The following is a 24,752-nucleotide window of genomic DNA, read 5'->3' as shown; positions in this document are numbered from 1 at the left end:
CTACTCCAAAATATCCGCCCAACACGGGCGCAGAAAAACAAAGGCGCAAGTCTACTGATGCAAGGGATTGGTGACAAGTCAGACGCTGTCACTATCGCTGGCCCGATTATCCGGCCAGGCCTGCAAAACCGCCTTAAACAGGGTGGCCAGAGGAATGGCAAAAAACACGCCCCAGAACCCCCACAAGCCACCAAACACCAGTACCGCCACGATAATGGCCACCGGATGCAGGTTCACCACCTCAGAAAACAGCAGCGGCACCAGCACATTACCATCCAGCGCCTGAATAACACCGTACACCACAAGCAGCCAGATAAAGTCGTTGGTCCAGCCCCATTGCACATAGCCGACCAGAGCAATCGGAATGGTGATCACCGCCGCGCCGATATACGGCACCAGCACCGACAACCCCACACCAATTGCCAGCAAGGCCGCGTAATTAACCCCAAGAATCAGGAAGGCGACATAAGTGACACCACCAACCACTACAATTTCCAACACTTTTCCGCGGATGTAATTGGCAATCTGTATGTCCATTTCCGTCCACACCCGATTCAACAACTGTCGGCGCTGCGGCAAAAAAGCCGTACACCAGGCAAGAATTTTATCGGCATCCTTGAGCAGGAAAAAAACCAGAATCGGCACCAGCACGCAGTAAATGAGTACCGCCATCACCCCGGTAATACCGGAAATGGAAAAGCTCACGGCAAACTGACCAACCGAAGCCAGCTCATCACCTATTTGCTTGGTCCAGATTTTCACCTGATCGACCGACACCAGATCCGGATACTGATCCGGCAGCAGCATCAACAGCTCCTGCCCTTTACTCGCCATACGCGGCAGCTCATAAAAAAACTGCGTCAGCTGCTGCCAGGTGGCCGGCAGAATAATCAGCAGCAACAGCATCAGCACACTGACAAACAGCATAAAGACCAGAATCGTTGCCCCCAGATGGCCAAGCCCCCTGCGCTTGCAGTAATTCATTGCGCCCTGCAGCAAATAAGCCAGAACAATCGCCGTCAGGAAGGGTGCCAGCACTTTGCCCAGTGTAATAATGACCAATAACACGGCGGCAATAAGCAACAGCAACAACAATGCTTCTTCGTTGGAAAAATAACGGTCAATCCAGCGCCGGAATACCTTTAACATGCCCTCAGGCTCCTTTTTTAATCCAGAACTGGTAGCAACCATCGACATCAGAAGCGTCGACCAGTTCATTATTGGTCATTTCAATGTATTTACGGATGTCACGCCAGGAACCGGCATCCGTTGCCGTAACCCATAAAGTTTCATCCACCGCCAACGCCTTCAGCGCCAGCTTGGTTTTTAACAACGGCAACGGGCATTCCAGCCCGGAAGCATCAAGAGCCTGATGATAATGGTTTGAATTAGACACAGCGCACGCCTTTTGCCAAACTGAAGCCTCATTATATACGGATGTCAGCGGATAAAGCCTGCACAGGGAATGGCAGTTCGGCGACAATAATCCATAAGACCTGCTGAACTCCTGCACACTGGCGGGTCTAACGCAAATCAACTTCAGGAATCCGGGCTTGAATTTCCGCCTAACACGTCTGGCGCTGTTTCTGCTGAGCAGCCATGCTGTCCTTAATACTCCACCCACTCAGGCTGCGACTGCAGACTTGCCAAACCTTGGCGACAGCGCTTCCAGTTACGTCTCACTGCAGGAAGAACACGACCTCGGTCGGGTGTGGCTGCGTCAATTGCGCGCCCAGGCCAAAACACTGGATGACCCTCTGACCACCGAATTTCTGGAAAACCTGATTTTCCGTCTGGTGCCGCACAGCGAAGTGAAGCAATCCGAATTTGAATTTGTTGTGGTTGACCGCGCCGAGCTGAACGCTTTTGCCGTACCCGGCGGAATTATCGGCATTAATTTCGGCATTTTGCTCTACACCCGTGATGAAGACGAACTGTCTGCCGTACTGGCTCATGAATTGGCTCACTTAAGCCAACGCCACTTCGCGCGCCAGATCGAAGCCGCAGAAAAACAAGAACCCATTGCCATTGCCACACTGCTGGCCAGTATTCTGCTGATTGCCACCAACAATCCCGATGCCGGTTTTGCCGGCTTACTGACCAGTCAGGCCGCCAGCATTCAAAGCCGCCTGGCCTATTCACGGGAATGGGAGCAGGAAGCCGACCGTATTGGCATGCGCACACTGTCAACCGCCGGGCTTGATCCTTACGCCATGCCATCGATGTTTCAGCAGATGCTGCAGGCTAACCGCTACAACGAACGACCACCGGAATTCCTGCTGACGCATCCGGTAACCGAATCCCGGGTCGCCGATGCCGCCGATCGTGCGCAAAAATATCCGCGTAAACCACGCCTGGCGACGTTTGAATTCCGTGTACTGCAAAATGAAGCCATGATCCGCTACCAGCTCAATACCGACAAACGCGTTGATTACTTCAGCCACCAATTGCAGATCACCCCCCGCAACAGCTCCGAACAAGCCGCCGCCTTATTCAGCCTGGCCAGACTGGCACTGGATAACAACGACAGCAAAACCTGCCGCGAGCACCTGAATAAAATCATCAGCCCATGGCGCGAGCATGCGGCTGTCGTCGCCCTGAGCGCACGCACATTACAAGCCGAAGGCAAACCCGAACTGGCGATCAACGCCATTAACGACGCCTTGCCGTTTGATCCACAGGATTATCTGCTGCTGAGCACCAAGGCCTCACTGCTGCGCCAGAATGGCCAGAAAAATGCCGCCGTAGCGACACTCAAACAACTGAGTGAACTGCGCAGCACCAACCCGTCGGTGTGGCGCCAGCTGGGCGAAGCCGCCGGTGATGCCGACATGATATTGTTGGGCCACCGCGCTAACGCTGAATATTTGTTTTATTCCGGTTATCACGCCAAAGCCCTGCGGCAAATGGAACTGGCCTTACAGCTGGCCAAGAAGAATCATGACTTTCAGCAGGAAGCCGCTTTAGGTCAACGCCTGCGGGTTATGGCCAATACCGCCGCAGTTCTTCCCTGATCACACCCATAACACCTGAAATACAGACATAAAAATGGGCCAGAAGGCCCATTTTTTATTTGCTGTGCTCAAGCTTCATTCAATAAAGACTTTATTAAGTTTCAGCCTTTATTGAAATTCAGCATGCGCTGCAGGCTGACCACCGCCTGCTGACGCAGACCTTCTTCAATCAGAATTTCCTGATCGGCGTTAATCAGCACATCACGGATACTCTGCAGTCCGTTCATCGCCATCCACGGGCAATGAGCACAGCTGCGACAGGTCGCTCCGTTGCCGGCGGTTGGTGCTTCAATCAGCAGTTTATCCGGCGCTGCCTGCTGCATTTTGTAAAAAATGGCTTTGTCGGTCGCAACGATCAGCACCGGATTAGGCAACGTTTTCGCCGCCGCAATCAATTGACTGGTTGAACCCACCGCATCGGCCATGTTCACGACCGATTCCGGTGATTCCGGATGCACCAGCACAGCCGCATCCGGATGGACCTTCTTCAGGTCTTCCAGTGCTTTCGCTTTAAATTCGTCGTGCACAATACAGGCACTGTCCCACAGGATCATATCCGCACCGGTTTCACGCTGAACGTAGCCACCCAGGTGTTTATCCGGCGCCCAGATCAGTTTTTCGCCCTGCGCCTTCAGATGATTAACCACATCCAGCGCAATGCTTGAGGTTACCACCCAATCGGCACGGGCTTTAACGGCCGCGGAGGTGTTGGCATACACCACCACCGTACGCTGCGGATGCTGATCACAAAAGGCGGAGAATTCTTCTACCGGACAACCAATATCCAACGAGCAGGTCGCCTCCAGTGTTGGCATCAGAATGCGCTTCTCCGGACTGAGAATCTTGGCGGTCTCTCCCATAAAGCGCACACCGGCAACAATAAGCGTACTGGCCTTATGATCGCGACCAAAGCGCGCCATTTCCAGCGAGTCAGCTACACAGCCACCGGTCTCTTCAGCCAGCGCCTGAATTTCAGGATCGGTGTAGTAATGGGCAACCAGTGCCGCGTCTTCCTGAATCAGTAATTCACGGATTTCCTGTTTTAACGCAGCACTTTGCTCAGGCGTTAGCGGGGCTGCAGGAGCAGACCAGAAATCACGGATAATTTGTTGTGCGCCAGGTACGGTCTCGTTCATACATCTCTCTGTCAGACATAGATACAACGTGGGGATTTTATCACAGACAGAACACTGTCCGCTGCGCCACACTGCGGACCAGAACCCTGCACAGAACAGATGGGGTTCCGGGAGGCAAATAAAAAGGGGAGAAAGTTATTCACTTTCTCCCCTTTTCAGATTTGGTGGGTCGTGCTGGATTCGAACCAGCGACCAATTGGTTAAAAGCCAACTGCTCTACCAACTGAGCTAACGACCCTTTAAGTTGTTGCGTATGTTACCGGGTTCTTTAAAAAAGTCAACCTTTTCAGTAACTTACCTCTTCCGTAAAATTTGGTGGGTCGTGCTGGATTCGAACCAGCGACCAATTGGTTAAAAGCCAACTGCTCTACCAACTGAGCTAACGACCCGGAAGAGGCGCATATAATACTTAATTTTTCGGAGCTGACAACCCTTTTATCGAAAAAAGTTTCACTATCAGGGACTTAGCGGCACCACGTGGCTACAAAAGACAGGTTCTGAGCCCAGAATCCATGGGCTTCAGCGTCCAAAAAAGAGAACAGACAGAATGAAAAACAGGCCTTAAAAGGCCTGTCAGGAAAGCTTCGCCAAATAGGATTTGGCCAATCGGACCGTACCATCGGCTTTACCGGTGTACAGATCAATGACCTTCTGCAGCCAGACTTTTGCCTGGGCAACATCCCCCTGCTTATGCAGAGTAATCGCCACTTTATACGTAGCGTCGGCGGCTTTATCGTGATCAGGATATTGCGTAACCACTTTACGGAAACTGGCCAGCGCTTTGTCCAGATCACTCTGCACAAGATACACTTCACCAGACCAATACAAGGCGTTACCCACCAACGGATCCTGCGGATAGTTCTTCACGAAATCGTTGAAGGCGACATTGGCTTCGGCGAATTTTTTCTCGCGCACCAGTGTCATGGCATGCTTATAAGCATCAGCAGGCGACTCTTTAACGGCAGCAACCGGAGAGGCAACCGAAGCACCGCCAGCCAGTAATGCGGCCATACGCCGGTCCAGATCCAGATAACGTTCCTGCTGCTCCTGGGTCAGACGACGAATCAGATTATCCTGTTCTTCTACGCGACCACGCAGCTCAGCAATTTCCTGCTGCATCTGTTCCATTTGCATGGACATTTCAGATAACAAACCAGAAGAAGCAACGGGTACAGCAGAAGGGATAGTATTTGCCGGGGTTTTAACGACAGCCCGGACGGAGGAATCAACCGGAGTATTCTGGGTTGCCGGTGCGACCGGACGGGCCGCACCAACAGATACCCACTGATCATCCGCATTGGCGCTGGCAGTTACTGCAACCAGCGCAAAGGTCAGGACGACAGATTTCATTAACGGCTCTGGTATTTCACTTCAACGCGACGGTTCTTGCTGTAAGAGCCTTCGTCATGCCCCATCATCACAGGACGTTCTTCACCAAAGCTTACAACTTTCAGTTGTGAACCGTTGGCACCATTGGCCATCAGGAAACGACGTACAGTCATAGAACGACGTTCGCCCAGAGCCAGGTTGTATTCAACGGTACCGCGCTCATCAGCGTGGCCTTCCAGAACAACAGAAGCCGCTGGGTTTGCCGCCAGGAATGCAGCGTGAGCCATCAGAGCTGCTTTGCCTTCGCTCTTCAGAGTGCTCTGATCGAAGTCAAAGTAGAATACAGTTTGTTCACGCAGTGCAGCCTGAGCTTCATTGGCTTCTGCTTCCATTGCTTCGCCATTTACGCCAGCGTTTTCAACAGCATTGGTTTCTTCGGCCTGTTGTTCAGTAGCTGTTGGTGCAACAGTAGAACCTGCACCCTCATTTACGTCTCCCTTGCTTGCACAGGCAGAAATCAACATAGCGCCAAAGGCTAATCCTAAGGTTTTGTACAGTGCAGTAGTTTGCATAACAGTCTTCCAGTCCGAAAGTAAGTTTGAATTATTGGAAAATAGGCGACCAAGCAGGCTCCCTGACGTCACCGTATTTAGATGGTAAGCGGAATTTAACGTCCCCATCCACTGATACAGCAGCAAGAATGCTACGATCAGCTTCACTCGCAGCATAAATTACCATACTTCCATTGGGTGCAACACTAGGAGACTCATCCAATTCAGTCTCACTGGTAAGAATGTGCACTAATCCACTTTTCACATCCTGAGATGCGATATGGAAGCGGTCATTGGCCTTATGGACATACACCAGTTTACGGCCATCGGCAGTAATCCGCGCACGGGCATTATAACTACCTTCAAAGGTCACACGTTCTACCTGTTTGTTCGCAGTGTCCAGTTTATAAACCTGAGGACCACCGGCGCGGCTGGAGGTAAAAAAGATATGACGCCCATCAACATCCCACTGTGGCTCGGTATCAATAGCGTAGTGATTGGTCATGCGCTCAATTTTCCGGCTTGCAAGATCCATCACGTAGACGTCTGGATTGCCAAGCTTCGACAACACAAATGCCAGACGGGTTCCATCGGGTGAAAATGCCGGCGCACTATTGGAGCCATCAAACGCCACGACACGCTCACGCTTACCGGTTGCCAGCTCCTGAAAGAAGATTTCACTGCGGCCATTTTCAAACGATACATAGGCCACTTTTTTTGCATCCGGCGACCAGGCCGGAGAAATAATCGGATGTTTGGAACTGTAGATCAGCTGCTCACGCGCACCATCGGCATCGGCGTAATTCAGATTAAACCGGCTGCGTTCGCGATTGGTGGTGACATAAATCAGCTTGGTGGAAAACACGCCGGGTACGCCGGTCAGCTTTTTAAAGATAAAGTCACTGATGTAATGGGCCAGATCGCGCAATTGCGAGGCCTTACCTTTCACCCGGTGACGCAGAATCTCCACCTGCTGGTGTACATCCATCACGTGAAACTGCACCGCGTAACCATCGGCCTGCAATTCCACCGTACCAATGACGACAAAATCCTGCTTCAGGCGTGACCAGTCGGCGTAAATCACGTCGTTGAGCTGATGCGGCTGAGTGATCATGCTCGCGGTTCCCAGCGTGCGGAAGTAGCCGCTGCTGGCCAGATCATTGGTCACAATGGCACTGATATCTTCCGGCAAGGCACTGCTGCCGTTCCAGCTGAAAGGAACCACCGCCACCGGAATCGCGCTCTGTTTGCCCTGGGTTACTTCAATTAATAATTCGGCCTGAACCAGATGGGCAAACAACCACATCAGAACAATCAAACTACGCTTTACCACGTTGCATTCTCCGGTCTGAATTTCATTAAAAAGCTGCGGAAGTTGGCTTCAAACACCCGCACATCCTTGGGCACCGGCAACGGTGACGCTTTGCGTATGGCCTGCTCAACCGATCGGTCAAGGGCCGTATTACCGCTGCTCTTGGTAATCTGTACCTGCAATACCTGCCCGGTGGGTACCAGCGTAATTCTGACTTCGACTTCCTGGCTGGCGGTTACCGCCGGCGGATAACGCCAAACGGATTCAACACGGGCTTTTATCTGATCGGTAAATTCCAGTGTCAGAGAAGCCGCCCGCTCGGCCTGAATTTTGGCTTCCTGCTGCTCTTTTAATTCTGCTGCGGCTTCTTCCTGTGCCATCTGTTCCAGCAGGTTCTGCTCCTGAACGGCTTTCTGTTTTGCCTGCTCTGCCGCTTTTTCTTTGGCGGCTTTTTCTTTGGCCGCTTTGTCTTTCGCTTGTTTTTCCGCCAGCGCTTTTTCTTTTAACGCTTTTTCCTGTTCACGCTTTTTCGCAGCTGCCTGTTTTTTCTTTTGTTCGGCTTCACGCTTTTTTTGCTCAGCCAGTTTTTTCTTGCGTTCTGCTTCACGCCGCGCAGCAAGCTCTTTGCGTTTTTGTTGCTTATCAGCCTCAAGCTGGCGCTGTTTTTCAGCCGCGCTCTGCACCTGCACCACCGTTGCCACCACATGCGGCGGCACGGGTTCGGGGACATGCGGTTCTGTCGGCCATTCAACTAAAAACAGCGACGCCAACACAATATGCAGCACAACAGATATCACAAGCGGCAGCGAGTACCGTTCCGGATTCAGCCAGCTCATATCAGCGGCGAGCCTCCGGGTCCGGCGCTTCGGTAATCAGGCCGACATTATTGATCCCCACGCTCTGCAGACTGCCCATAAGAGCCACGACCTTGCCATAAGGCACAGCTTCGTCACCGCGGATCATCAAACGGGTTTCCGGTACTGCGCCGATAATTTTCTGCGCGTAGTCCTGAATTTCTGCCAGAGTCATCGCCGTCGGCTGGCCTTCGTCACGCTCAATAAAATACACACCACGCTCATTGACCGAGACAATAATGGTGCTGTCATCCGGTTCAATCTCGGTTGGAGTAGCGTCAACGTCTGGCAGATTGACCGGTACGCTTTGCACCAGCATGGGCGCTGTCACCATAAAAATAATCAGCAGTACCAGCATCACATCGATGTAGGGCACCACATTGATCTCGGCCATCGGCCGGCGCTTGGCAGCGGGAGGAGCCATTGGTTCCATTATTTTTTCTCCGCCGCCTTTTTCTCTTCCGCTTTTACCGCCTGCTGAATTTTATGCGCCTGACGGTAAAGCAATGACGAGAATTCATCGGCAAAGGTGTGCATACCGGTAATGGTCTGATCGACACGACTGGCAAAGCGGTTGTAGAAAATAACCGCCGGAATCGCCGCTAACAGGCCCATAGCCGTTGCCACCAGCGCTTCAGAGATGCCCGGTGCAACCGTCGCAATGGTCGCCTGCTTAACACTGGCCAGGCCCTGGAAGGAGTGCATGATGCCCCATACCGTTCCGAACAAACCAATGTACGGACTGGTCGAACCGACGGTTGCCAGAAATGGCAGGTGGGTATCCAGCAGTTCCGATTCGCGGGTAATGGCAATACGCATCGCACGCTGTACACCGGCCATCACCGCATCCGGGTCATTGGTATTTTGCTGACGCATTTTGCCGAATTCTTTCAGGCCAGCCATAAAGACATTTTCAACCGCACTGGGGACGGCTTTCTGCTGACACTCACGGTACAGATCGTTGAGATCCACACCCGACCAGAAGCGCTCTTCAAAGTCGTGTAACTGCTCACGGCTGGCGGACAACAAACGGGTACGCTGCACAATCACTACCCAGCTCATCACCGAGGCGGCCAGCAACATCAGCATCACTAATTGCACAACAAAGCTTGCATGGACAATCAGCGAAAAAATAGAAACAGACTCGTTCACAACGGCTCCTGACATTCATCATTAGGTTCGGACGGATAAGCGGCCACGGCCGTCATCCGTTTGAGTATTTCTGCCGGTACGCCCTGCGGACGTCCGGCCTGGGTGATACAGGCGATGGTAATGCTCGCCTCTACCAGATATTTTTGCGGCGCCTCAGCGCCCTGCCCGGCTGCTGCATTTTTGCGCCAGACTTTCTGGCTCAGCACCAGACTCGCTTTGCGGCTGTGTTCGACGGCCACCGACACCAGAAGTTCATCATCCAGACGTGCCGGGCTCAGGTATTTGGCCTGAACCTCACGCACCACAAATAACACATCCTGATGACGCAATTGCTCCTGGCTATAGCCCAGCGTACGCAGCCATTCGCTACGCGCCCGTTCCAGAAAGCGGAAATAATTGGCGTAATAGACAATGCCACCGGCGTCGGTGTCTTCGATATAAACGCGCAGCGGCCAGGCAAATGCCATATTACGGCGCATCCTGATTAAAACGGGCCGGTAAATCCAGACCAAAATGCAAATAGGCCAGTTTGGTCGCCATGCGTCCGCGTGGCGTACGGGTGATATACCCCTGCTGCATTAAATACGGTTCCAGCACATCTTCAATGGTGTCACGTTCTTCACCAATGGAGGCCGCCAGGCTGTCAACGCCCGCCGGGCCGCCATCGTATTTTTCCAGCAGCGTCAGCAGCAAACGACGGTCCATATGGTCAAAGCCCTGCACATCGACATTGAGCATATTCAGCGCCGCATCGGCACAGGCGTGATCCACGGTGCCATCGCCTTTTACCTGAGCGTAATCACGTACACGGCGTAACAGGCGGTTGGCAATACGCGGCGTTCCGCGCGCGCGGCGGGCAATTTCTTTGGCGCCACCGGCATCAACTTCAAGTTTCATCAGGCGGCCAGAACGCGACACAATATGAGTCAGGTCGGCGATGTTATAAAACTCAAGGCGCTGCACAATGCCAAAACGATCACGCAGTGGCGAGGTCAGCAAACCGGCGCGGGTGGTTGCGCCCACCAGGGTAAACGCCGGCAGATCAATTTTAATTGACCGTGCCGCCGGGCCTTCGCCAACCATAATATCCAGCTGATAATCTTCCATCGCCGGATACAGGACTTCTTCCACCGCCGGACTGAGGCGGTGAATTTCATCAATAAAGAGAACGTCGCCTTCTTCCAGGTTGGTCAGCAAGGCGGCCAGATCACCGGCTTTTTCCAGCACCGGGCCGGAGGTGGATTTAATCGCCACGCCCATTTCTTCGGCAATAATATTCGCCAGCGTGGTTTTACCCAGACCCGGCGGGCCGAATACCAGGGTGTGATCCAGCGCTTCGTTACGCGCCCGTGCCGCACCAATAAAAATTTCCATCTGCTCGCGCACATGGGGTTGGCCAATATAATCGCTCAGCGATTTCGGCCGGATGGCACGGTCCTGATGTTCTTCCGCCGGTTGCGGCTGGGGGCTGATAAAGCGGTCAGTTTCAATCATAGGCCACCTTATTGAGTACCCAGCGTGCTGCGCAGCGCCAGACGGATCATTTCTTCTGCACTGTCGACACCGGTGCTTACTTTATTGAGCATTTTGGCGGCATCCTGCGGCTTATAACCCAACGCCACCAGCGCCCCTTCGGCTTCGCGCAGCAGGTTATCCTGCGACGCTTTTTCGGCATTGTCTGCGGCGGCCCATAGCGGTGCCGGGGCTTGCCATTCAATCAGGCGGTCACGCATTTCAACAATTAACCGCTCCGCTGTTTTCTTACCGACACCGGGTAATTTGGTCAGCGCCGTCACATCTTCGTTATGAACACAGACGGCGAAGGCATGGACGTCCATTCCGGACAGAATCGCCAGCGCCAGCTTCGGGCCAACGCCGCTGACCTTAATCAGGGTACGGAACAAGGTGCGCTGGCTTTTATCGCTGAAACCATACAGCTGATGAGCATCTTCACGAATGGCCAGGTGGGTATAGAGCACGGCCTGGGTGCCGGTTTTGCCAAGCATGGCAAAGGTCGAAATCGGTGCCTGAATCTCATAGCCCACGCCATTGACGTCGAGCAGCAGTTCCGGTGCCTGTTTTTCAAGGATAACGCCTTGTAATCGTCCGATCATGATTGCGTTCTGACTGCATAACTGGAAAGCGGCCTAGCCTACCAGTATGACCGGGGCGGCTCAATGGAAGGTAGCGCTCAGGAGGCTAGCGCATCCGTCCACGGGTTACGCCTTTCACCCCGGCCTGAGCCATCAGGCTGGCGCTGGTGTGGGCATGACAAATGGCAATAGCCAGCGCATCGGCGGCATCCGCCTGGGGGATGCCGGGCAGTTTTAACAGATACTGCACCATGTGTTGCACCTGTTCTTTCGCCGCTCCACCTTTGCCGACCACCGCCTGTTTAATGGTACGCGGCGCATATTCAGCCACCGGCAATCCCTGCTGCACCGCGGCTACAATCGCCACGCCACGGGCTTGCCCGAGCTTTAACGCAGAATCGGCGTTTTTACCCATAAACACCTGCTCAATAGCAAACTGTTCGGGTTGGTAGGTTGTGATTAACTCGCTGACGCCGTCGTAGATTTTTTTCAGCCGGCCGGGCAATTCCCCTTCGCCGGTGCGGATACAGCCGCTGACGATGTACTCAATTTTCTGGCCCGTACGACGAATCACACCAAAACCGGTAATGCGTGATCCCGGGTCAATGCCAAGAATAATCATGGGGCTTTCACAGGCGCCTGCGTGTTCAGCGGGTTGTGTTTTTTAACGGGCTCCTGCGGAGTAAACGCCCACTCTCGGCCACTGAGCTGATCGGTTACTGTCAGATGATGCCAGCCCGCCGGCAGAATCACCTGCAAGCAGGGTGAAGTAATGACCTGAGCGTAATTCATGCCGGGCTGCGGATAACGTTCGCGGAACATCAGCTGATATTCACCGTCCCTCTGCTGCTGGCCCACCAGATCAATACCATAACCGCTGTGCGGACGCTCACCCAGGGCGATGGTCAGTGCATTAAAGCGCAGGCTGACACCTTCCTCTGCGGCGCATTGATCCATGGTGCTGAGCGGCAGATTGGTTGGCATCACCGTGGTGCAGGCGCTCAGCAGGGTGACCGGTAAAACAGCCAATAACAGCCTCAGCGGCTGCGATAAACGAAACATCACGATCCGTCCTCCGTAACAATTGCATTCGCAGGGTAAAAATAAAGATGAGCGCAGTATACACAAAACCCCCGCTACAGAGACTGCAACGGGGGTTTTGCGGCTTGCATAACGCGGCTATCCCCGCTGGAATTAACCGGCGGGATTTAACCCTTCAAAATCAACCGGCCTTGAAAACCAGCTGGTCATTATCGACATCGGCGACAATGGTGGTTCCCGGCAGGAATTTACCTGACAGAATATCCTGCGCCAGCGGGTTTTCGATCCAGCGCTGAATCGCACGTTTTAATGGCCGCGCGCCAAACACCGGATCGTAGCCCACATCCACCAGCTTGCTGATGGCCGCGTCGCTCATCTCAAACGCCAGATCGCGTTCTTTCAGACGACCGCGCAGCAGATCCAGCTGAATATCAGCAATGCCGCGGATCTGATCTTTCAGCAGCGGATGGAATACTACCGCCTCATCAATCCGGTTAATAAATTCCGGACGGAAATGACTGCCGACAATCTCCATCACCGCATCACGCATTTGCTCATAAGGTTTATCAGCAAACATGCTCTGAATAACATCCGAGCCCAGGTTCGACGTCATCACCAATACGGTGTTTTTAAAGTCGACACGGCGACCCTGACCATCGGTTAACTGACCGTCATCCAGTACCTGCAGCAGAATGTTAAACACATCCGGGTGCGCTTTTTCGACCTCATCCAGCAGGATGACGGAATACGGTTTACGCCGCACAGCTTCGGTCAGCAAGCCGCCCTCTTCGTAACCAACATACCCCGGAGGCGCACCAATCAAGCGGGCAACGGAGTGTTTCTCCATATATTCCGACATATCAATGCGCACCATGGCGTCTTTACTGTCAAACAGGAAGGTCGCCAGCGCTTTACACAGCTCGGTCTTACCCACACCGGTTGGCCCCAGGAACAGGAACGAACCATTCGGCCGGTTCGGATCGGACAGACCCGCGCGGGAGCGGCGCACCGCGTTGGATACGGCGGCAATCGCCTGATCCTGACCCACTACCGAGTGGTGCAGCACATCCTCCATGCGCAACAGCTTTTCACGTTCACCTTCGAGCATTTTGGTTACCGGTACGCCGGTCCACTTCGATACCACTTCGGCGATTTCGTCTTCGGTTACTTTATTGCGCAGCAGGGTAAATTCCTGCTTGCCGGACGTCTCGGCTTCGGCCGCCGTCGCCAGTTGCTTTTCCAGCTCCGGAATACGGCCGTACTGCAGCTCTGACATGCGTTGCAAGTCACCGGCACGGCGTGCGGCTTCCATTTCAATTTTTGCCTGTTCCAGCTGTTCTTTCGATTTGCTGGCACCTTCAAGTAAGGCTTTTTCTTTCTTCCAGACTTCTTCCAGCTCGACGTAAGCGCGTCCGGCTTTATTGATCTCTTCGTTGAGATCGCTGAGGCGTTTTTTCGCCGCTTCGTCTTTTTCTTTGCGCAGGGCTTCGCGCTCGATTTTGAGCTGGATCAGACGCCGTTCAAGCTTATCCATTTCCTGTGGTTTGGAGTCGATTTCCATACGGATAACCGATGCCGCTTCATCCACCAAATCGATGGCTTTATCCGGCAGGCGACGATCCGGAATATAGCGCTGTGACAACTTGGCCGCGGCAATAATCGCGCTGTCGGTAATCTGCACACCGTGGTGCACTTCATAGCGTTCTTTTAAACCACGCAGAATGGCGATGGAGTCTTCCACACTCGGTTCGTCCACCATCACTTTCTGGAAACGACGTTCCAGTGCCGCGTCTTTCTCAATAAATTCGCGGTACTCATCCAGCGTGGTCGCGCCGACACAATGCAACTCGCCACGGGCCAGCGCCGGTTTGAGCATATTGCCGGCATCCATTGCGCCGTCACCCTTGCCCGCTCCCACCATAGTATGCAGCTCATCGACAAACAGAATGATGCTGCCTTCGGCCTTGGTGACGTCTTTTAATACGGCTTTTAACCGTTCTTCAAATTCACCTCGGTACTTCGCCCCGGCCACCAGCGCACCCATATCCAGCGACAGAATGCGCTTATGCTTGAGGTTTTCCGGTACTTCACCATTCACGATACGCTGCGCCAGCCCTTCGACCACGGCCGTTTTACCGACCCCCGGCGCACCAATCAGCACCGGGTTATTTTTGGTACGGCGCTGCAATACCTGGATGGTACGGCGGATTTCGTCATCGCGGCCAATCACCGGGTCCAGCTTGCCCGCTTCGGCACGCTCGGTTAAATCAATGCAGTATTTGTCCAGCGACTGACGGTTATCTTCAGCGTTGGCGTCTTTCACGCTTTCTCCACCGCGCATTTCATTAATGGCTTTATTCACACCTTCTTTATTCAGCCCGGCGGCTGCAAGAGCTTTGCCGGTGCTGTTTTTATCATCCAGTGCCACCAGCAAAAACACTTCGCTCGACACATACTGGTCACCGCGTTTCTGTGATTCTTTGTCGGCCAGATTGAGCAAACGACCCAGCTCCGGTGCCAGCTGAATATTGCCGTCCGGGCTACTGACTTTAGGCTGGTCATTAAGCAATGTCCGCAGCGCTCGGCCAAGTTCGACGACATTGGCACCGCAACGGCGTACCACATCTTTCACTGAGCTGCTCGGTTGTTCGAGCAAAGCCAGTAACACGTGAACGGTATCAATCTGATTATGATCCTGCCCCAGCGCCAAACTCTGACTCTCGGCCAGGGCGTTCTGCAGACTGGTGGTCAACCGATCCATACGCATATTCAATCTCCCAAATAAACGCTCAGGGCAGTCCCGAGCAGAGTTGATTCATTACCGCTTAGATGCGACCAGATTAATTTTTTTCAACACCCTGCAGATTAAATTTAGTAAAACTAATAGAAATCGTCTTGATACAGCGCAACAGACCGCCGCTAACGACACGTTGATCGCGTATAATCGGCGAACAGATTGACGGGTGCCTTCGTTAAAGTACTTTCTGGTACCTTTATCTATGTCAGTGCCTTCATCTGTGTCAGGACCTACATCTGTGTCAGGGCCTACATCTATATAGTGGCGCGAATCACCTTTTAAAGCGTAGGACCAACCATGACAGCCCCCGCAATGACCGATGCCCTGCGCCGTGGCGCCTTATTCCTGCTGCTGGGAGAAGCCCTGCTGGCACTCATGGGCGCGCTGGTCAAAGATCTTTCCGGCGTGCTGTCTACCGAACAGATTGTCTTTTTCCGCAATATTGCCGGACTCATCGTACTGGCACCGTTGTTACTGCGTACCGGACTGAATGAGCTGAAAACCCAGCTCTGGCACTGGCACCTGCTGCGCGGACTGGTCGGCGTCAGCGCCATGTACTGTTATTTCTGGGCGCTGGCACATCTGCCGTTAACTGAGGCTTTTCTGGTAAAACTCTCGGCACCGCTGTTTATGCCACTGCTGGCGCTGTGGTGGCTGAAAGAACCCGCCGGACGCCACAGCTGGCTGGCCTTATTGATTGGCTTTGCCGGAGTCAGCGTCATATTACAGCCCGGCGCCGAGCATCCTGCCATGTTGAGTAACGGCGACAGCTACAGCACCGCCCTGTTGGTTGGTCTGCTCGGGGCATTTCTGGCAGCACTGGCCAAAGTCACCATCCGTCGTATGTCGGCAACCGAATCCAGCCAGCGCATTGTGTTTTATTTTGGCCTGATCGCCGCACTGGTATCGGCTCCCGGCGCGATCGTTAACTGGCAGCCGGTGCCTGATCAAACCTGGCTGTGGCTTCTGGCACTCGGCATTGTCGCCACCAGCGGCCAACTGGCCCTCACCCGCGCCTACCGCATCGCGCCAACCGGCAAGGTCGGTGTTTATGTTTACAGTGCCGTCATTTATGGCGCGTTGATGGGATGGTGGTTCTGGGACGAAATTCCGCCCTGGACAACCTGGGCCGGAGCGCTGCTGATTGTACTGGCCGGTTTACTCAACCTGTATGCGCCGAAATCACGCTCTGAGACTTCCATCAGATCATCATCAGGCTTGCCGCCCGAACCAGCACCGGACAAAATCTGAGCACGACGCGTCAGCAGAGCAGCATAACAATGAAACTGGCATAACTGGTCGCTCTCTTAGATATAAGTCTAATTTATGATCAAAACAGGCTTATTATTTCCTAATAATTAAATATAATGACCGTTCTAATGGATTACCAAGAATGAATCATTAATTATGTCCCGAATCGACTCATTACAAACCTTTGTCGCCGTCGTGCGCTCGCGCAACTTTACTTCGGCAGCCGATTCTCTGGGCGTGACCCCATCGGCCGTCAGCAAGCAGATCAGCGGTCTGGAAGAACGCCTCGGTGTGCGCCTGCTGAACCGCACCACCCGCTCAGTCAGCCCGACCGAAGCCGGGCAGATGTTCTATCAGCATTGTGAAAATATCCTTGAGTCGATCACTGAAGCAGAAAAACTGGTGACCGACTTTGATATCACCCCCCGTGGGCGCCTGCGCATCACCGCCATGTCGAACTTCGGCCGCCGCGAGCTGGCGCGCATGTTTACCGATTTTGCGCAGAAATACCCCGACATCAGCTTCGATCTGCACATTTCTGACCGCCCACTGGATATTGTTAAAGAAGGCTACGACTTTGCCCTGCGCCTTGGCTCGCTGGAGGATTCACGTTTAATCGCCAAACCGGTTGCTGAGCAAAGCATTGTGATTTGTGCATCTAAAGAGTATCTGGAACGCTGGGGAACGCCGGAAAAACTGGAAGACCTCAACACCCACCGCATTCTCATTGTCGCCAACGCCGAATACGCCCGCATCAACTGGCTGCGTCAGTTTGAAAAAGATCATGGCTTCAGCCTCTCCAGCGTCGAACGCAAATTAGCGGTTAACGATATTGATCTGGTGTACGAAGCCTGTCTGGCGGGCATGGGCATTACCGCCCTGCCGACCTACATTGCCGAGCGGCACCTGGAAAGTGGTGAACTGGTGAGATTATTTCCGGAAGTGGATATTCCGGTGCGCAGCATCAAAGTGGTCTTCCCGCAAAACCGCTATTTGGCCAATAAAAGCCGCGCTTTCCTCGACTTTATTACCGCTTACTTTGACGACCCAAGCCAGAGCAGCTGAGGCGTAAAAAGCACATCGGTGCACACGAGCAGATAAGAAAACGGGCCTGTAAAGAGGCCCGTTTTTATTGGCTTAACGCTGCTGTTCGGTCGCGTTAGCGCAACACATTATTCCTGTGGCAACAGCTGCGGCGCGCAACGCTCATAAAACACCCGTGGTACCTGGGCAATTTTACGCTCGTCATAATCAAAAAATACGATACCGGTTTTGGCTTTCACCACCTGTTTTTCCTGCGCCTGATTTTCCACGCTGTAAATAAAATCGCAGCCATATTTATTGAAATCGGTTACGCCAACGTGAAACGTCAGCACCTCACCGACAAAAGATTCAGCGGTAAAACACACCACCAGATCCGACACCATCAGGCCGATGCCACCAATATTAAATTCGCCAAAACCGTGCTCGCGCAAAAAACGCAAACGGGCTTCGTGCAGCAGCGACACCATGCGGTCGTTGCCCACATGATTGCCGTAATTAATTTCTGTTACCCGCACATCCAGTGTCGTACTGAAGGTAAATTCATCGGGTAATTCGAGTTGTACTCTGGCCAAAACAGCCTCCTGATCGTCTGTTTTGCTGTTATTGCAGCAAAATCCGGGGAATTATTCTGGCAACTGCGATTCCAATGCGGTCTACTATACCGCAGTAGCCGGGGTGTGCAGATGAGCCATGCGTCTAACGTCAGCTCTTTGCGGTTTACACCAATGGCACCCAAACGGATGTTCAGCCCGCCTGCAAGTCAGGCAAAACAATAAGGGCAAACACCGTAACGGTACGTGCGTACAGGGCTAACCCTGACGGAGCGCCGGCATGATAACGGCGCCCGGCGCACAGTACAAACAGATAACAACAAGGAAATCTGGCAACGACTATGCTTTCCATCTGCTTCCGCACATTGAACATTGCGCTGCTCTTTACAGCGCTGCTGACGCCTCAGCTGAGCCAGGCAACCATCCCGGAAATTGCTCCCGGCACGGCCTTTAAGCCCCTCGAACCCACCCGCGATCACGCCATGATCACCCAGCAGATTATGAATAATCTGTTGCGTGGCCATTACGAGCATCAGCGTCTGGACGACAAACTGTCCTCACGGGTACTGGATATTCTGTTCGACGATATCGACAGCACCCGCAGCTACCTGCTGGCCGCTGACATCAAAGAGTTCGAGCAGTACCGCTATAGCCTCGACGAAGCACTGAACCGGGGCGATATGCGCCCGGCATTCACCATTTTTAACCGCTTCCAGCAACGGGTATCCGAGCGTCTGTCGTTCCTGCTCAACGAGCTGCACAACAACGCCGCCAATTATCACTTTGATACCGACGAGCGTCTCGACCTCGATCGCGAAAAAGCGCCATGGGCCACCACCAAAGCAGAACTCGACGATCTGTGGCGCAAGCGTCTGAAAAACTCCATTCTTAACCTGAAAATGGCCGGTAAAGAAAAAGACGCCATTCTTGATTTATTGAGCAAGCGTTACCAGAACCAGCTGAACCGCGTACATCAGTCACAACCTGAAGACGCCTATCAGACCTTTATGAATGCCGTTACCCGCGCCTTCGATCCGCACACGCAGTATTTCTCACCGCGCAACACAGAGAACTTCAACATCAATATGAGCCTGTCGTTACAGGGGATTGGTGCGGTGCTGCAAACCGAAGACGAACACACCAAAGTGGTGCGTCTGGTGCCAGCGGGTCCTGCTGACAAAGCCGGAAACCTTCAACCCGCCGATAAAATCATCGGTGTGGGTCAGGCTGAAGGCGATATCGTGGATGTTATCGGCTGGCGTCTGGATGAAGTGGTTGAGCTGATCCGTGGGCCGAAAAGCACCACCGTACGTCTGGAAATTCTGCCTGCCAATTCCAGCGGTACCGACAGCAAAATCGTTTCCATTGTGCGCGATGAAGTCAAACTGGAAGAACAGTCCGCCCAGAAAGACCTTATCGAAGTCAAAGATGGAGACGTTACCCATAAAATCGGGGTGATTGATATTCCAACGTTCTACATCGACTTTCAGGGTCGCATGGAAAACAAACCGGATTATAAAAGCACCACGCGTGACGTCACCGTGCTGATCAATGAACTGAAAGAAGAAGGTATCGATGGCCTGATTATCGACCTGCGCAATAACGGCGGCGGCTCACTGGAAGAAGCCATCACCCTGACCGGTTTGTTTATTCCGCAAGGCCCGGTGGTGCAGGTACGCAGTACCCACGGCCGCGTTGAAGTTCTGCCTGATCAGGACCCTTCGGTACTGTACGACGGCCCGATCACCGTATTGGTTAACCGCCTCAGTGCGTCCGCCTCGGAAATTTTTGCCGGTGCGATTCAGGATTATGGCCGCGGTTTAATTGTCGGTGGCCAGACCTTTGGTAAAGGCACCGTACAGAGCCTGCGCCCACTGCGTTCCGGTCAGCTGAAAATCACCCAGGCTAAGTTTTACCGGGTATCCGGTGACAGCACCCAACATCAGGGCGTTATCCCGGATATTCTGTTCCCGTCGCTGTTCGACAAAGAAAAAATTGGCGAAAGTGCGCTGGAAGAAGCGCTGCCGTGGGACACCATCCGTCCGGCGGAATACAGCAGCTATAAAGGTATTGGTGCCACATTACCCGCGTTGCGTCAGCGTCATCAGAACCGTATCGAACACAATCCTGACTTCCGCTTCCTGCGTGAACAAAAAGCGTTAATCACTGAACTGCGTCAGCAAACTCAGGTATCGCTGAATGAAAAAGTGCGCGAACAGGAACGCAAAGCCAATGACGACAAGCGTCTGAAACTGGAAAACGAACGCCGCAAAGCCAAAGGCATGACGTTGTTAACCAGCATTGACGATGAAGAAACCGATAACGCCGCTGAGACTGAAAAGAAAGACGATAAAAAACCGGAAGAAGACGATGCCCTGCTGATCGAAGCCGGACACATTCTGGTGGATTATATGAACATTCAGACAGCCAGCATGACGGCGCAACGCGAAGCGAAATGATGGGCTGAGGTTGTGCGCAGACACAACGCAGCCCGCTGATCGCTCTGCGGTACTACCGTTTAATATGGCAATACCGTTTGGGGTGACCATAAGGTCACTCCAAACGACATCATCAATCCTCTCCCCTTCCGCCCTGCCCAGCACAAAAAACAGCGATTCCATGCCTCATAAATGGCAGCGGCTGAGTGCTCATTCCCTGAAAGCATCGCGACAGACGTTGTTCAACACCCCGGATATGTCAATTTTGCTTTGCAAATATTTGCGCAACCTAACCCGGTTTCTCTGGGCCCGGCCAAGTCGGCGCGATATTGTGGAAACAGGTTACGCAACGGAGGAAGCATTATGGTTATTGAAATCCAGACACGGAATATCCACCTGAGCAACAGACTGCGCGGTTTGCTGCGTAAACGCGTCGAACGGGCGTTCGACCGGCTACAGCATCATGTGCAGAAAGTCTGCATTCGCCTTGCAGATGTTAATGGTCCCAAAGGGGGAATCGACAAGAGTTGTCTGTTTCATGTGTCGCTGAGTGACCATCCTGACGTTGTTGTCCGCAGTCAGGCCAGCGAACTGGAAATCGCGATTAATAAATCCGCAGCACGCTCTTCCCGGGCACTGATGCGCCGTATCGGTAAGCGTCGTGCCAAACAACCAACCACTTCAATCAACGACGTACTCGAAGCCTGACAAAGGATGATAAACCTGGCCGGTGTCCGGGAGATCCCCCCCCGACCCGGCCTCCTTACTCCGAACCAGAATCCGGTCGGCCATGGCAATTAAACGCCGCCGGTGTACTATAAAAGTCTGTATCGCGGCCGGAATGACTGAATGACACTGCTGCTGCTGTATCTTGCCATTGCGATTGGCGTCTCATTTTTATGCTCCATCCTTGAAGCAGTATTACTGTCGATCACGCCCAGCTACAGCCAAAAGCTTCAGGCCGAAAAACCTCGCCAGAGTCAGCGTATCATCCGGGTACGGGAGAACCTTGACGAGTCCTTATCCAGTATTCTTATCCTTAACACCTTTGCTCATACCATGGGAGCTGCTGGCGTCGGCTCACAAGCCGTGCAGATATTTGGCGCCCAATGGGAAACACTGATCGCGGTCATTCTTACCCTGGTGATTCTCTATTTCTCTGAAATTATTCCGAAAACGCTCGGGGCAACCTTCTGGCGGCAACCTTCTGCCAGCCTGCGACATTATCAGCGGGTTAGTGCGTCTGGTTTATCCCTTAGTGTGGCTGTCGACCCGCCTGACCAAACTGTTTAACGCCGACAAAAATAATGCCATCACCCGGGAAGAAATTATCGCTCTGGCGTCACTGGTGTATAAAGACGGCAACCTGTTTTCTCAGGAAAATGAGTATCTGGCCAACCTGCTGACGTTAAGGGAAGTGAAAACAGAACAAATTCTCACCCCTCGCAGTGTTGTACATATGCTGGACGCAGAGATGACCATCAGTGAAGCACTGGACAATCCGAAAACCCAGCAGTTCAGCCGTATTCCGGTCTATCAGAAACAGATTGATCATATTCTCGGCAAGGTTATCCGCACCGATCTCTATCAGGCAGAACGTCAGGGAAACGGCAATGAGCCCGTCAGCAGCATGATCAAACCGATTCATCGTGTATCCGAAAAAATGCCGGTGCACAGCTTACTCGACACCTTTATTAAACAACGGGCACATTTATTTCTGGTTACAGATGAATTCGGACAGACGGCCGGAGTCGTCGCGCTGGAAGATGCGATTGAAACGTTGCTGGGCCGGGAAATCATCGACGAAAGCGATAAAGTTACCGATATGCAGGCTCTGGCTCGTTCTAACTACCGTAAGCAACTGCGTCAGGGGAAAAATAAAACGTAATGTTCAGTGCTGCTGCGGTATAAAAAACACGCACCGCGTGTTTTTTATACCGCTTAATATCAGCGAATATTCAGCGCCTGGCGCAATTCACCATCACTGAACATGCGCTCCCAGACGTTATCCAGCACTTCGTTAACCCATTTCTGGTTGTATTCCATTGCCGGTGAGGCGGCCAGAGAGCGTGTCGCACTGGCGCTGTATGGTTTAGTAAAGGTTTTTTCATTATCCATTACGGTAACCATAAAGCGCATTTTCATGCCGCATTCATTAACGATCGCGCCTTCGTTACACTGATAAGAAAATTCCTCAACGGTCAGCTGTACGCGCACCGGATCAACCGGACTGGCCGCACCGAAACCTAAAGTTTTCAGAGAGTCCTGCATCCGCGCCGTTAACACATCGGTTAATGGTTTATCAGACAGCAGAGGGGAATTTTCAGGAGCACGACCACCACGGTGACCCAGTACATCGGCGCCTTGTCCACGCTCATCCACGACCCGCACCAAAGCATCGCGCTGAATCGCCGGCATACCGCCGGGCACACTGACACTTTCATTCAGGGCAATGGTTTGTGGTGCCAGCACACAACCACTCAGACCCGCCGCCATGGTGCCAGTTAACAGGCTGGCGATTACTAACTTACGCATTCGGAATATCCTTCTCTGCTCGTTTAAATACCCAGGTATCGCCGCGCGAATCTTCGGCGCTGAAGCGATAACCCGCCACATCAAAATCCTGCAGAGCTTCAGCGCTTTGCAGCTGTCTGCGGATAATATAAGCCGTCATCAGACCGCGGGCTTTTTTCGCGTAAAAACTGATGATTTTATACTGGCCATTTTTTTCATCTTTAAAGACCGGTGTAATCAACCGGCCGTTAAGCTTTTTCGGCTGCACCGATTTAAAATATTCATTCGACGCTAAATTAACGACCACATCAGCGTTCTGTTGTTCCAGCTCGCGGTTAAGCGCATCGGTGATGATACTGCCCCAAAAGCTGTACAGGTCCTTACCACGGGCATTGTGGAGCTTGGTGCCCATTTCCAGCCGGTAAGGCTGAATTAAATCCAGTGGCCGCAGCAAACCATACAGGCCGCTTAAAATACGTACATGGTTCTGGGCAAAGTCGAGCTGGGTTTCATCCAGCGTGTCGGCCTGCAACCCGGTATACACATCGCCTTTAAAGGCCAGAATCGCGGCCTTGGCATTGTCGGCATTAAACGGCAGACGCCAATCGTGGTAGCGTTGCACATTCAGCTCTGATAATGCCGGGCTGAGTTTCATCAGCGCGCTGATATCATCCGGCGAATATTGCTTAAGCACATCCACCAGCTCGGCAGAATGTTGCAGAAAATCGGCCTGAGTTGCTTTTGCCGTGGTCGGTGGCGTGTCAAAATCCAGCGTTTTGGCCGGTGACAGTAACGTCAGCATGCGGGCATCCTGTAAATGAAAACTGCGCCTATCATAACGAGTCCGACCCCATGACCCAAATAGAGTCCGCCTATGTCCCTGCTTAAACAGGATAATCAGGGTGGAATCCGCTTTGAACACAGTGCCAGCCACATCACTCTGACGTTGCCTGAACCCTGGCCGGTGCTGAGCTCTGCCGTACTTAACGGCGGCTTCAGCAGCATTCGCAGTTTGCTCAATCTGCGCGTCGATCAACATGCGCCGCCCCCCTGGCCACCGGCACAACAAACACTGCAGCAGCAGGCAGAACAACTGATGCTGCCCACGCCCTGCTGCGGCATGATGACCGCCGCTTCCATGCGCTCGCTGGGTTACAGCAGCCTGAGCCTGCAACAACTGCGCGCCGAATGCTGGGTCACCGCCGGACTTTCCAATCTGCGCCGCAGCGGCGATCCGGCCGATGCTTTTGCCGGAGCCGGAACAATTAATATCTGGCTGCTGCTGCATTTCCCCCTGACACCAGCCGCCATGGCTGAAGCCCTGATCCAGCTGACCGAAGCCAAGGTTACCGCCATCCGCGATGCTGAGTTGCTCAGCCCGATATCCAGCCTGCCCGCCAGCGGTACCGGCACCGACAGCCACGCCGTGATCTGTCCGCCTCACACTACGCCAGAACAAGCCCTCGCCTTTTGCGGTAAACATACAACCGCCGGTGAACTGATTGGCCGCGTGGTACTGGACGCCTGCAAACAGAGCATCGGCCACTGCCTGCGGGCGGCGGCGCACTGACCCAATCACTTCCCCATCCGCTGAGCTGCCGCAATATGACCACTTTGCCCAGCGCCTGCTGACACCTCTGCCAATGCGCCACCGGCGCCAAACTGCGAACCTGCC

The 24,752-nt window shown here is 53.2% G+C and carries 26 protein-coding genes and 2 tRNA genes; 8 read left to right on the top strand and 20 right to left on the bottom strand.

Going from position 1 to position 24,752, the window contains the following annotated elements; translation table 11 throughout:
• Positions 1-78 precede the first annotated feature (78 nt).
• On the bottom strand, positions 79-1,149 hold the full coding sequence (locus tag NYR02_RS06545; RefSeq protein WP_260975563.1) for an AI-2E family transporter: 1,071 nt from the start codon (positions 1,147-1,149) through the stop codon (positions 79-81).
• A gap of 4 nt (positions 1,150-1,153) precedes the next feature.
• On the bottom strand, positions 1,154-1,396 hold the full coding sequence (locus NYR02_RS06540; protein WP_260975562.1) for a sulfurtransferase TusA family protein: 243 nt from the start codon (positions 1,394-1,396) through the stop codon (positions 1,154-1,156).
• 157 nt (positions 1,397-1,553) lie between these two features.
• Here NYR02_RS06540 and NYR02_RS06535 point away from each other — a divergent pair, with 157 nt between their 5' ends.
• Positions 1,554-3,014 carry a M48 family metalloprotease gene (locus NYR02_RS06535; protein WP_260975561.1) on the top strand — a complete coding sequence of 487 codons (1,461 nt, stop codon included), beginning with the start codon at positions 1,554-1,556 and terminating at the stop codon, positions 3,012-3,014.
• Positions 3,015-3,115: 101 nt separating this feature from the next.
• On the opposite strand, the gene nadA is transcribed toward NYR02_RS06535, so the two are convergent.
• The 15 genes from nadA to clpB form a co-directional block, all read right to left on the bottom strand.
• Entirely contained in the window at positions 3,116-4,150 is a 1,035-nt protein-coding gene (gene nadA, locus NYR02_RS06530) for a quinolinate synthase NadA (RefSeq protein WP_260975560.1), read from the bottom strand.
• A gap of 162 nt (positions 4,151-4,312) precedes the next feature.
• Positions 4,313-4,388 (bottom strand) — tRNA-Lys (locus tag NYR02_RS06525).
• Positions 4,389-4,463: 75 nt separating this feature from the next.
• Positions 4,464-4,539: transfer RNA gene (locus tag NYR02_RS06520), tRNA-Lys, on the bottom strand.
• Between the two features lie 184 nt (positions 4,540-4,723).
• On the bottom strand, positions 4,724-5,500 hold the full coding sequence (gene ybgF / locus NYR02_RS06515; protein ID WP_260975559.1) for a tol-pal system protein YbgF: 777 nt from the start codon (positions 5,498-5,500) through the stop codon (positions 4,724-4,726).
• Positions 5,500-6,051: a peptidoglycan-associated lipoprotein Pal gene (gene pal, locus NYR02_RS06510; protein ID WP_260975558.1), complete on the bottom strand. Its 552-nt coding sequence runs from the start codon at positions 6,049-6,051 to the stop codon at positions 5,500-5,502. The genes ybgF and pal overlap by 1 nt, the downstream gene beginning before the upstream one ends.
• A gap of 31 nt (positions 6,052-6,082) precedes the next feature.
• Positions 6,083-7,363 (bottom strand): Tol-Pal system beta propeller repeat protein TolB, encoded by a 1,281-nt coding sequence (gene tolB, locus NYR02_RS06505; RefSeq protein WP_338055926.1) that lies wholly within the window; start codon positions 7,361-7,363, stop codon positions 6,083-6,085.
• On the bottom strand, positions 7,357-8,178 hold the full coding sequence (gene tolA / locus NYR02_RS06500) for a cell envelope integrity protein TolA (protein ID WP_260975557.1): 822 nt from the start codon (positions 8,176-8,178) through the stop codon (positions 7,357-7,359). Before tolA ends, tolB begins: the two co-directional genes overlap by 7 nt.
• A gap of 1 nt (position 8,179) precedes the next feature.
• Positions 8,180-8,629: a protein TolR gene (gene tolR, locus NYR02_RS06495; RefSeq protein WP_260975556.1), complete on the bottom strand. Its 450-nt coding sequence runs from the start codon at positions 8,627-8,629 to the stop codon at positions 8,180-8,182.
• Entirely contained in the window at positions 8,629-9,348 is a 720-nt protein-coding gene (gene tolQ / locus NYR02_RS06490) for a protein TolQ (RefSeq protein ID WP_260975555.1), read from the bottom strand. Before tolQ ends, tolR begins: the two co-directional genes overlap by 1 nt.
• The gene (gene ybgC, locus NYR02_RS06485) at positions 9,345-9,815 is read right to left on the bottom strand and encodes a tol-pal system-associated acyl-CoA thioesterase (protein ID WP_260975554.1); all 471 of its coding nucleotides are present in this window, start codon (positions 9,813-9,815) and stop codon (positions 9,345-9,347) included. Before ybgC ends, tolQ begins: the two co-directional genes overlap by 4 nt.
• Before the next feature lies 1 nt (position 9,816).
• Positions 9,817-10,842, bottom strand: coding sequence for a Holliday junction branch migration DNA helicase RuvB (gene ruvB / locus NYR02_RS06480; protein ID WP_260975553.1), 1,026 nt, complete (start codon positions 10,840-10,842; stop codon positions 9,817-9,819).
• 8 nt (positions 10,843-10,850) lie between these two features.
• Positions 10,851-11,462 (bottom strand): Holliday junction branch migration protein RuvA, encoded by a 612-nt coding sequence (gene ruvA / locus NYR02_RS06475; protein WP_260975552.1) that lies wholly within the window; start codon positions 11,460-11,462, stop codon positions 10,851-10,853.
• A gap of 85 nt (positions 11,463-11,547) precedes the next feature.
• On the bottom strand, positions 11,548-12,063 hold the full coding sequence (gene ruvC / locus NYR02_RS06470; RefSeq protein ID WP_260975551.1) for a crossover junction endodeoxyribonuclease RuvC: 516 nt from the start codon (positions 12,061-12,063) through the stop codon (positions 11,548-11,550).
• Positions 12,060-12,503 carry a protease complex subunit PrcB family protein gene (locus tag NYR02_RS06465; protein ID WP_260975697.1) on the bottom strand — a complete coding sequence of 148 codons (444 nt, stop codon included), beginning with the start codon at positions 12,501-12,503 and terminating at the stop codon, positions 12,060-12,062. The genes ruvC and NYR02_RS06465 overlap by 4 nt, the downstream gene beginning before the upstream one ends.
• 160 nt (positions 12,504-12,663) lie before the next feature.
• Positions 12,664-15,249: an ATP-dependent chaperone ClpB gene (clpB, locus tag NYR02_RS06460; RefSeq protein WP_260975550.1), complete on the bottom strand. Its 2,586-nt coding sequence runs from the start codon at positions 15,247-15,249 to the stop codon at positions 12,664-12,666.
• 327 nt (positions 15,250-15,576) lie between these two features.
• Between clpB and NYR02_RS06455 the strand changes: the two genes are divergently transcribed.
• Positions 15,577-16,530 carry a DMT family transporter gene (locus NYR02_RS06455; protein ID WP_260975549.1) on the top strand — a complete coding sequence of 318 codons (954 nt, stop codon included), beginning with the start codon at positions 15,577-15,579 and terminating at the stop codon, positions 16,528-16,530.
• A gap of 156 nt (positions 16,531-16,686) precedes the next feature.
• A complete protein-coding gene (locus NYR02_RS06450; protein ID WP_260975548.1) occupies positions 16,687-17,595 on the top strand; it encodes a LysR family transcriptional regulator in 909 nt (302 codons plus the stop codon).
• 107 nt (positions 17,596-17,702) lie between these two features.
• On the opposite strand, the gene NYR02_RS06445 is transcribed toward NYR02_RS06450, so the two are convergent.
• The gene (locus NYR02_RS06445; protein WP_260975547.1) at positions 17,703-18,146 is read right to left on the bottom strand and encodes an acyl-CoA thioesterase; all 444 of its coding nucleotides are present in this window, start codon (positions 18,144-18,146) and stop codon (positions 17,703-17,705) included.
• Between the two features lie 320 nt (positions 18,147-18,466).
• On the opposite strand from NYR02_RS06445, the gene NYR02_RS06440 reads away from it, so the two are divergent.
• The 4 genes from NYR02_RS06440 (at position 18,467) to NYR02_RS06425 (ending at position 22,451) form a co-directional block, all read left to right on the top strand.
• Entirely contained in the window at positions 18,467-20,584 is a 2,118-nt protein-coding gene (locus tag NYR02_RS06440; RefSeq protein ID WP_260975546.1) for a carboxy terminal-processing peptidase, read from the top strand.
• 342 nt (positions 20,585-20,926) lie between these two features.
• Complete coding sequence (locus tag NYR02_RS06435; protein WP_260975545.1) at positions 20,927-21,271, top strand: HPF/RaiA family ribosome-associated protein; 345 nt, start codon at positions 20,927-20,929, stop codon at positions 21,269-21,271.
• A gap of 141 nt (positions 21,272-21,412) precedes the next feature.
• Positions 21,413-21,856 (top strand): DUF21 domain-containing protein, encoded by a 444-nt coding sequence (locus tag NYR02_RS06430; protein WP_260975544.1) that lies wholly within the window; start codon positions 21,413-21,415, stop codon positions 21,854-21,856.
• Positions 21,822-22,451, top strand: coding sequence for a CBS domain-containing protein (locus NYR02_RS06425; protein WP_260975543.1), 630 nt, complete (start codon positions 21,822-21,824; stop codon positions 22,449-22,451). The genes NYR02_RS06430 and NYR02_RS06425 overlap by 35 nt, the downstream gene beginning before the upstream one ends.
• A gap of 59 nt (positions 22,452-22,510) precedes the next feature.
• Here the strand turns inward: NYR02_RS06425 and NYR02_RS06420 are convergent, their stop codons facing one another.
• Together NYR02_RS06420 and yaaA are read right to left on the bottom strand one after the other, a co-directional pair.
• Positions 22,511-23,098, bottom strand: coding sequence for a YajG family lipoprotein (locus tag NYR02_RS06420; protein ID WP_260975542.1), 588 nt, complete (start codon positions 23,096-23,098; stop codon positions 22,511-22,513).
• On the bottom strand, positions 23,091-23,879 hold the full coding sequence (yaaA, locus tag NYR02_RS06415; RefSeq protein WP_260975541.1) for a peroxide stress protein YaaA: 789 nt from the start codon (positions 23,877-23,879) through the stop codon (positions 23,091-23,093). Before yaaA ends, NYR02_RS06420 begins: the two co-directional genes overlap by 8 nt.
• Positions 23,880-23,951: 72 nt before the next feature.
• Between yaaA and NYR02_RS06410 the strand changes: the two genes are divergently transcribed.
• Positions 23,952-24,647 (top strand): adenosylcobinamide amidohydrolase, encoded by a 696-nt coding sequence (locus NYR02_RS06410; RefSeq protein ID WP_260975540.1) that lies wholly within the window; start codon positions 23,952-23,954, stop codon positions 24,645-24,647.
• The last annotated feature ends 105 nt before the right edge of the window (positions 24,648-24,752 follow it).

This window comes from Thalassolituus pacificus, from assembly GCF_025318105.1.
Taxonomy (GTDB): domain Bacteria; phylum Pseudomonadota; class Gammaproteobacteria; order Pseudomonadales; family Oceanobacteraceae; genus Venatoribacter; species Venatoribacter pacificus.
The sequence above is the reverse complement of the archived record's forward strand: the minus strand, read 5'-3'. Positions and strand labels throughout refer to the sequence as shown.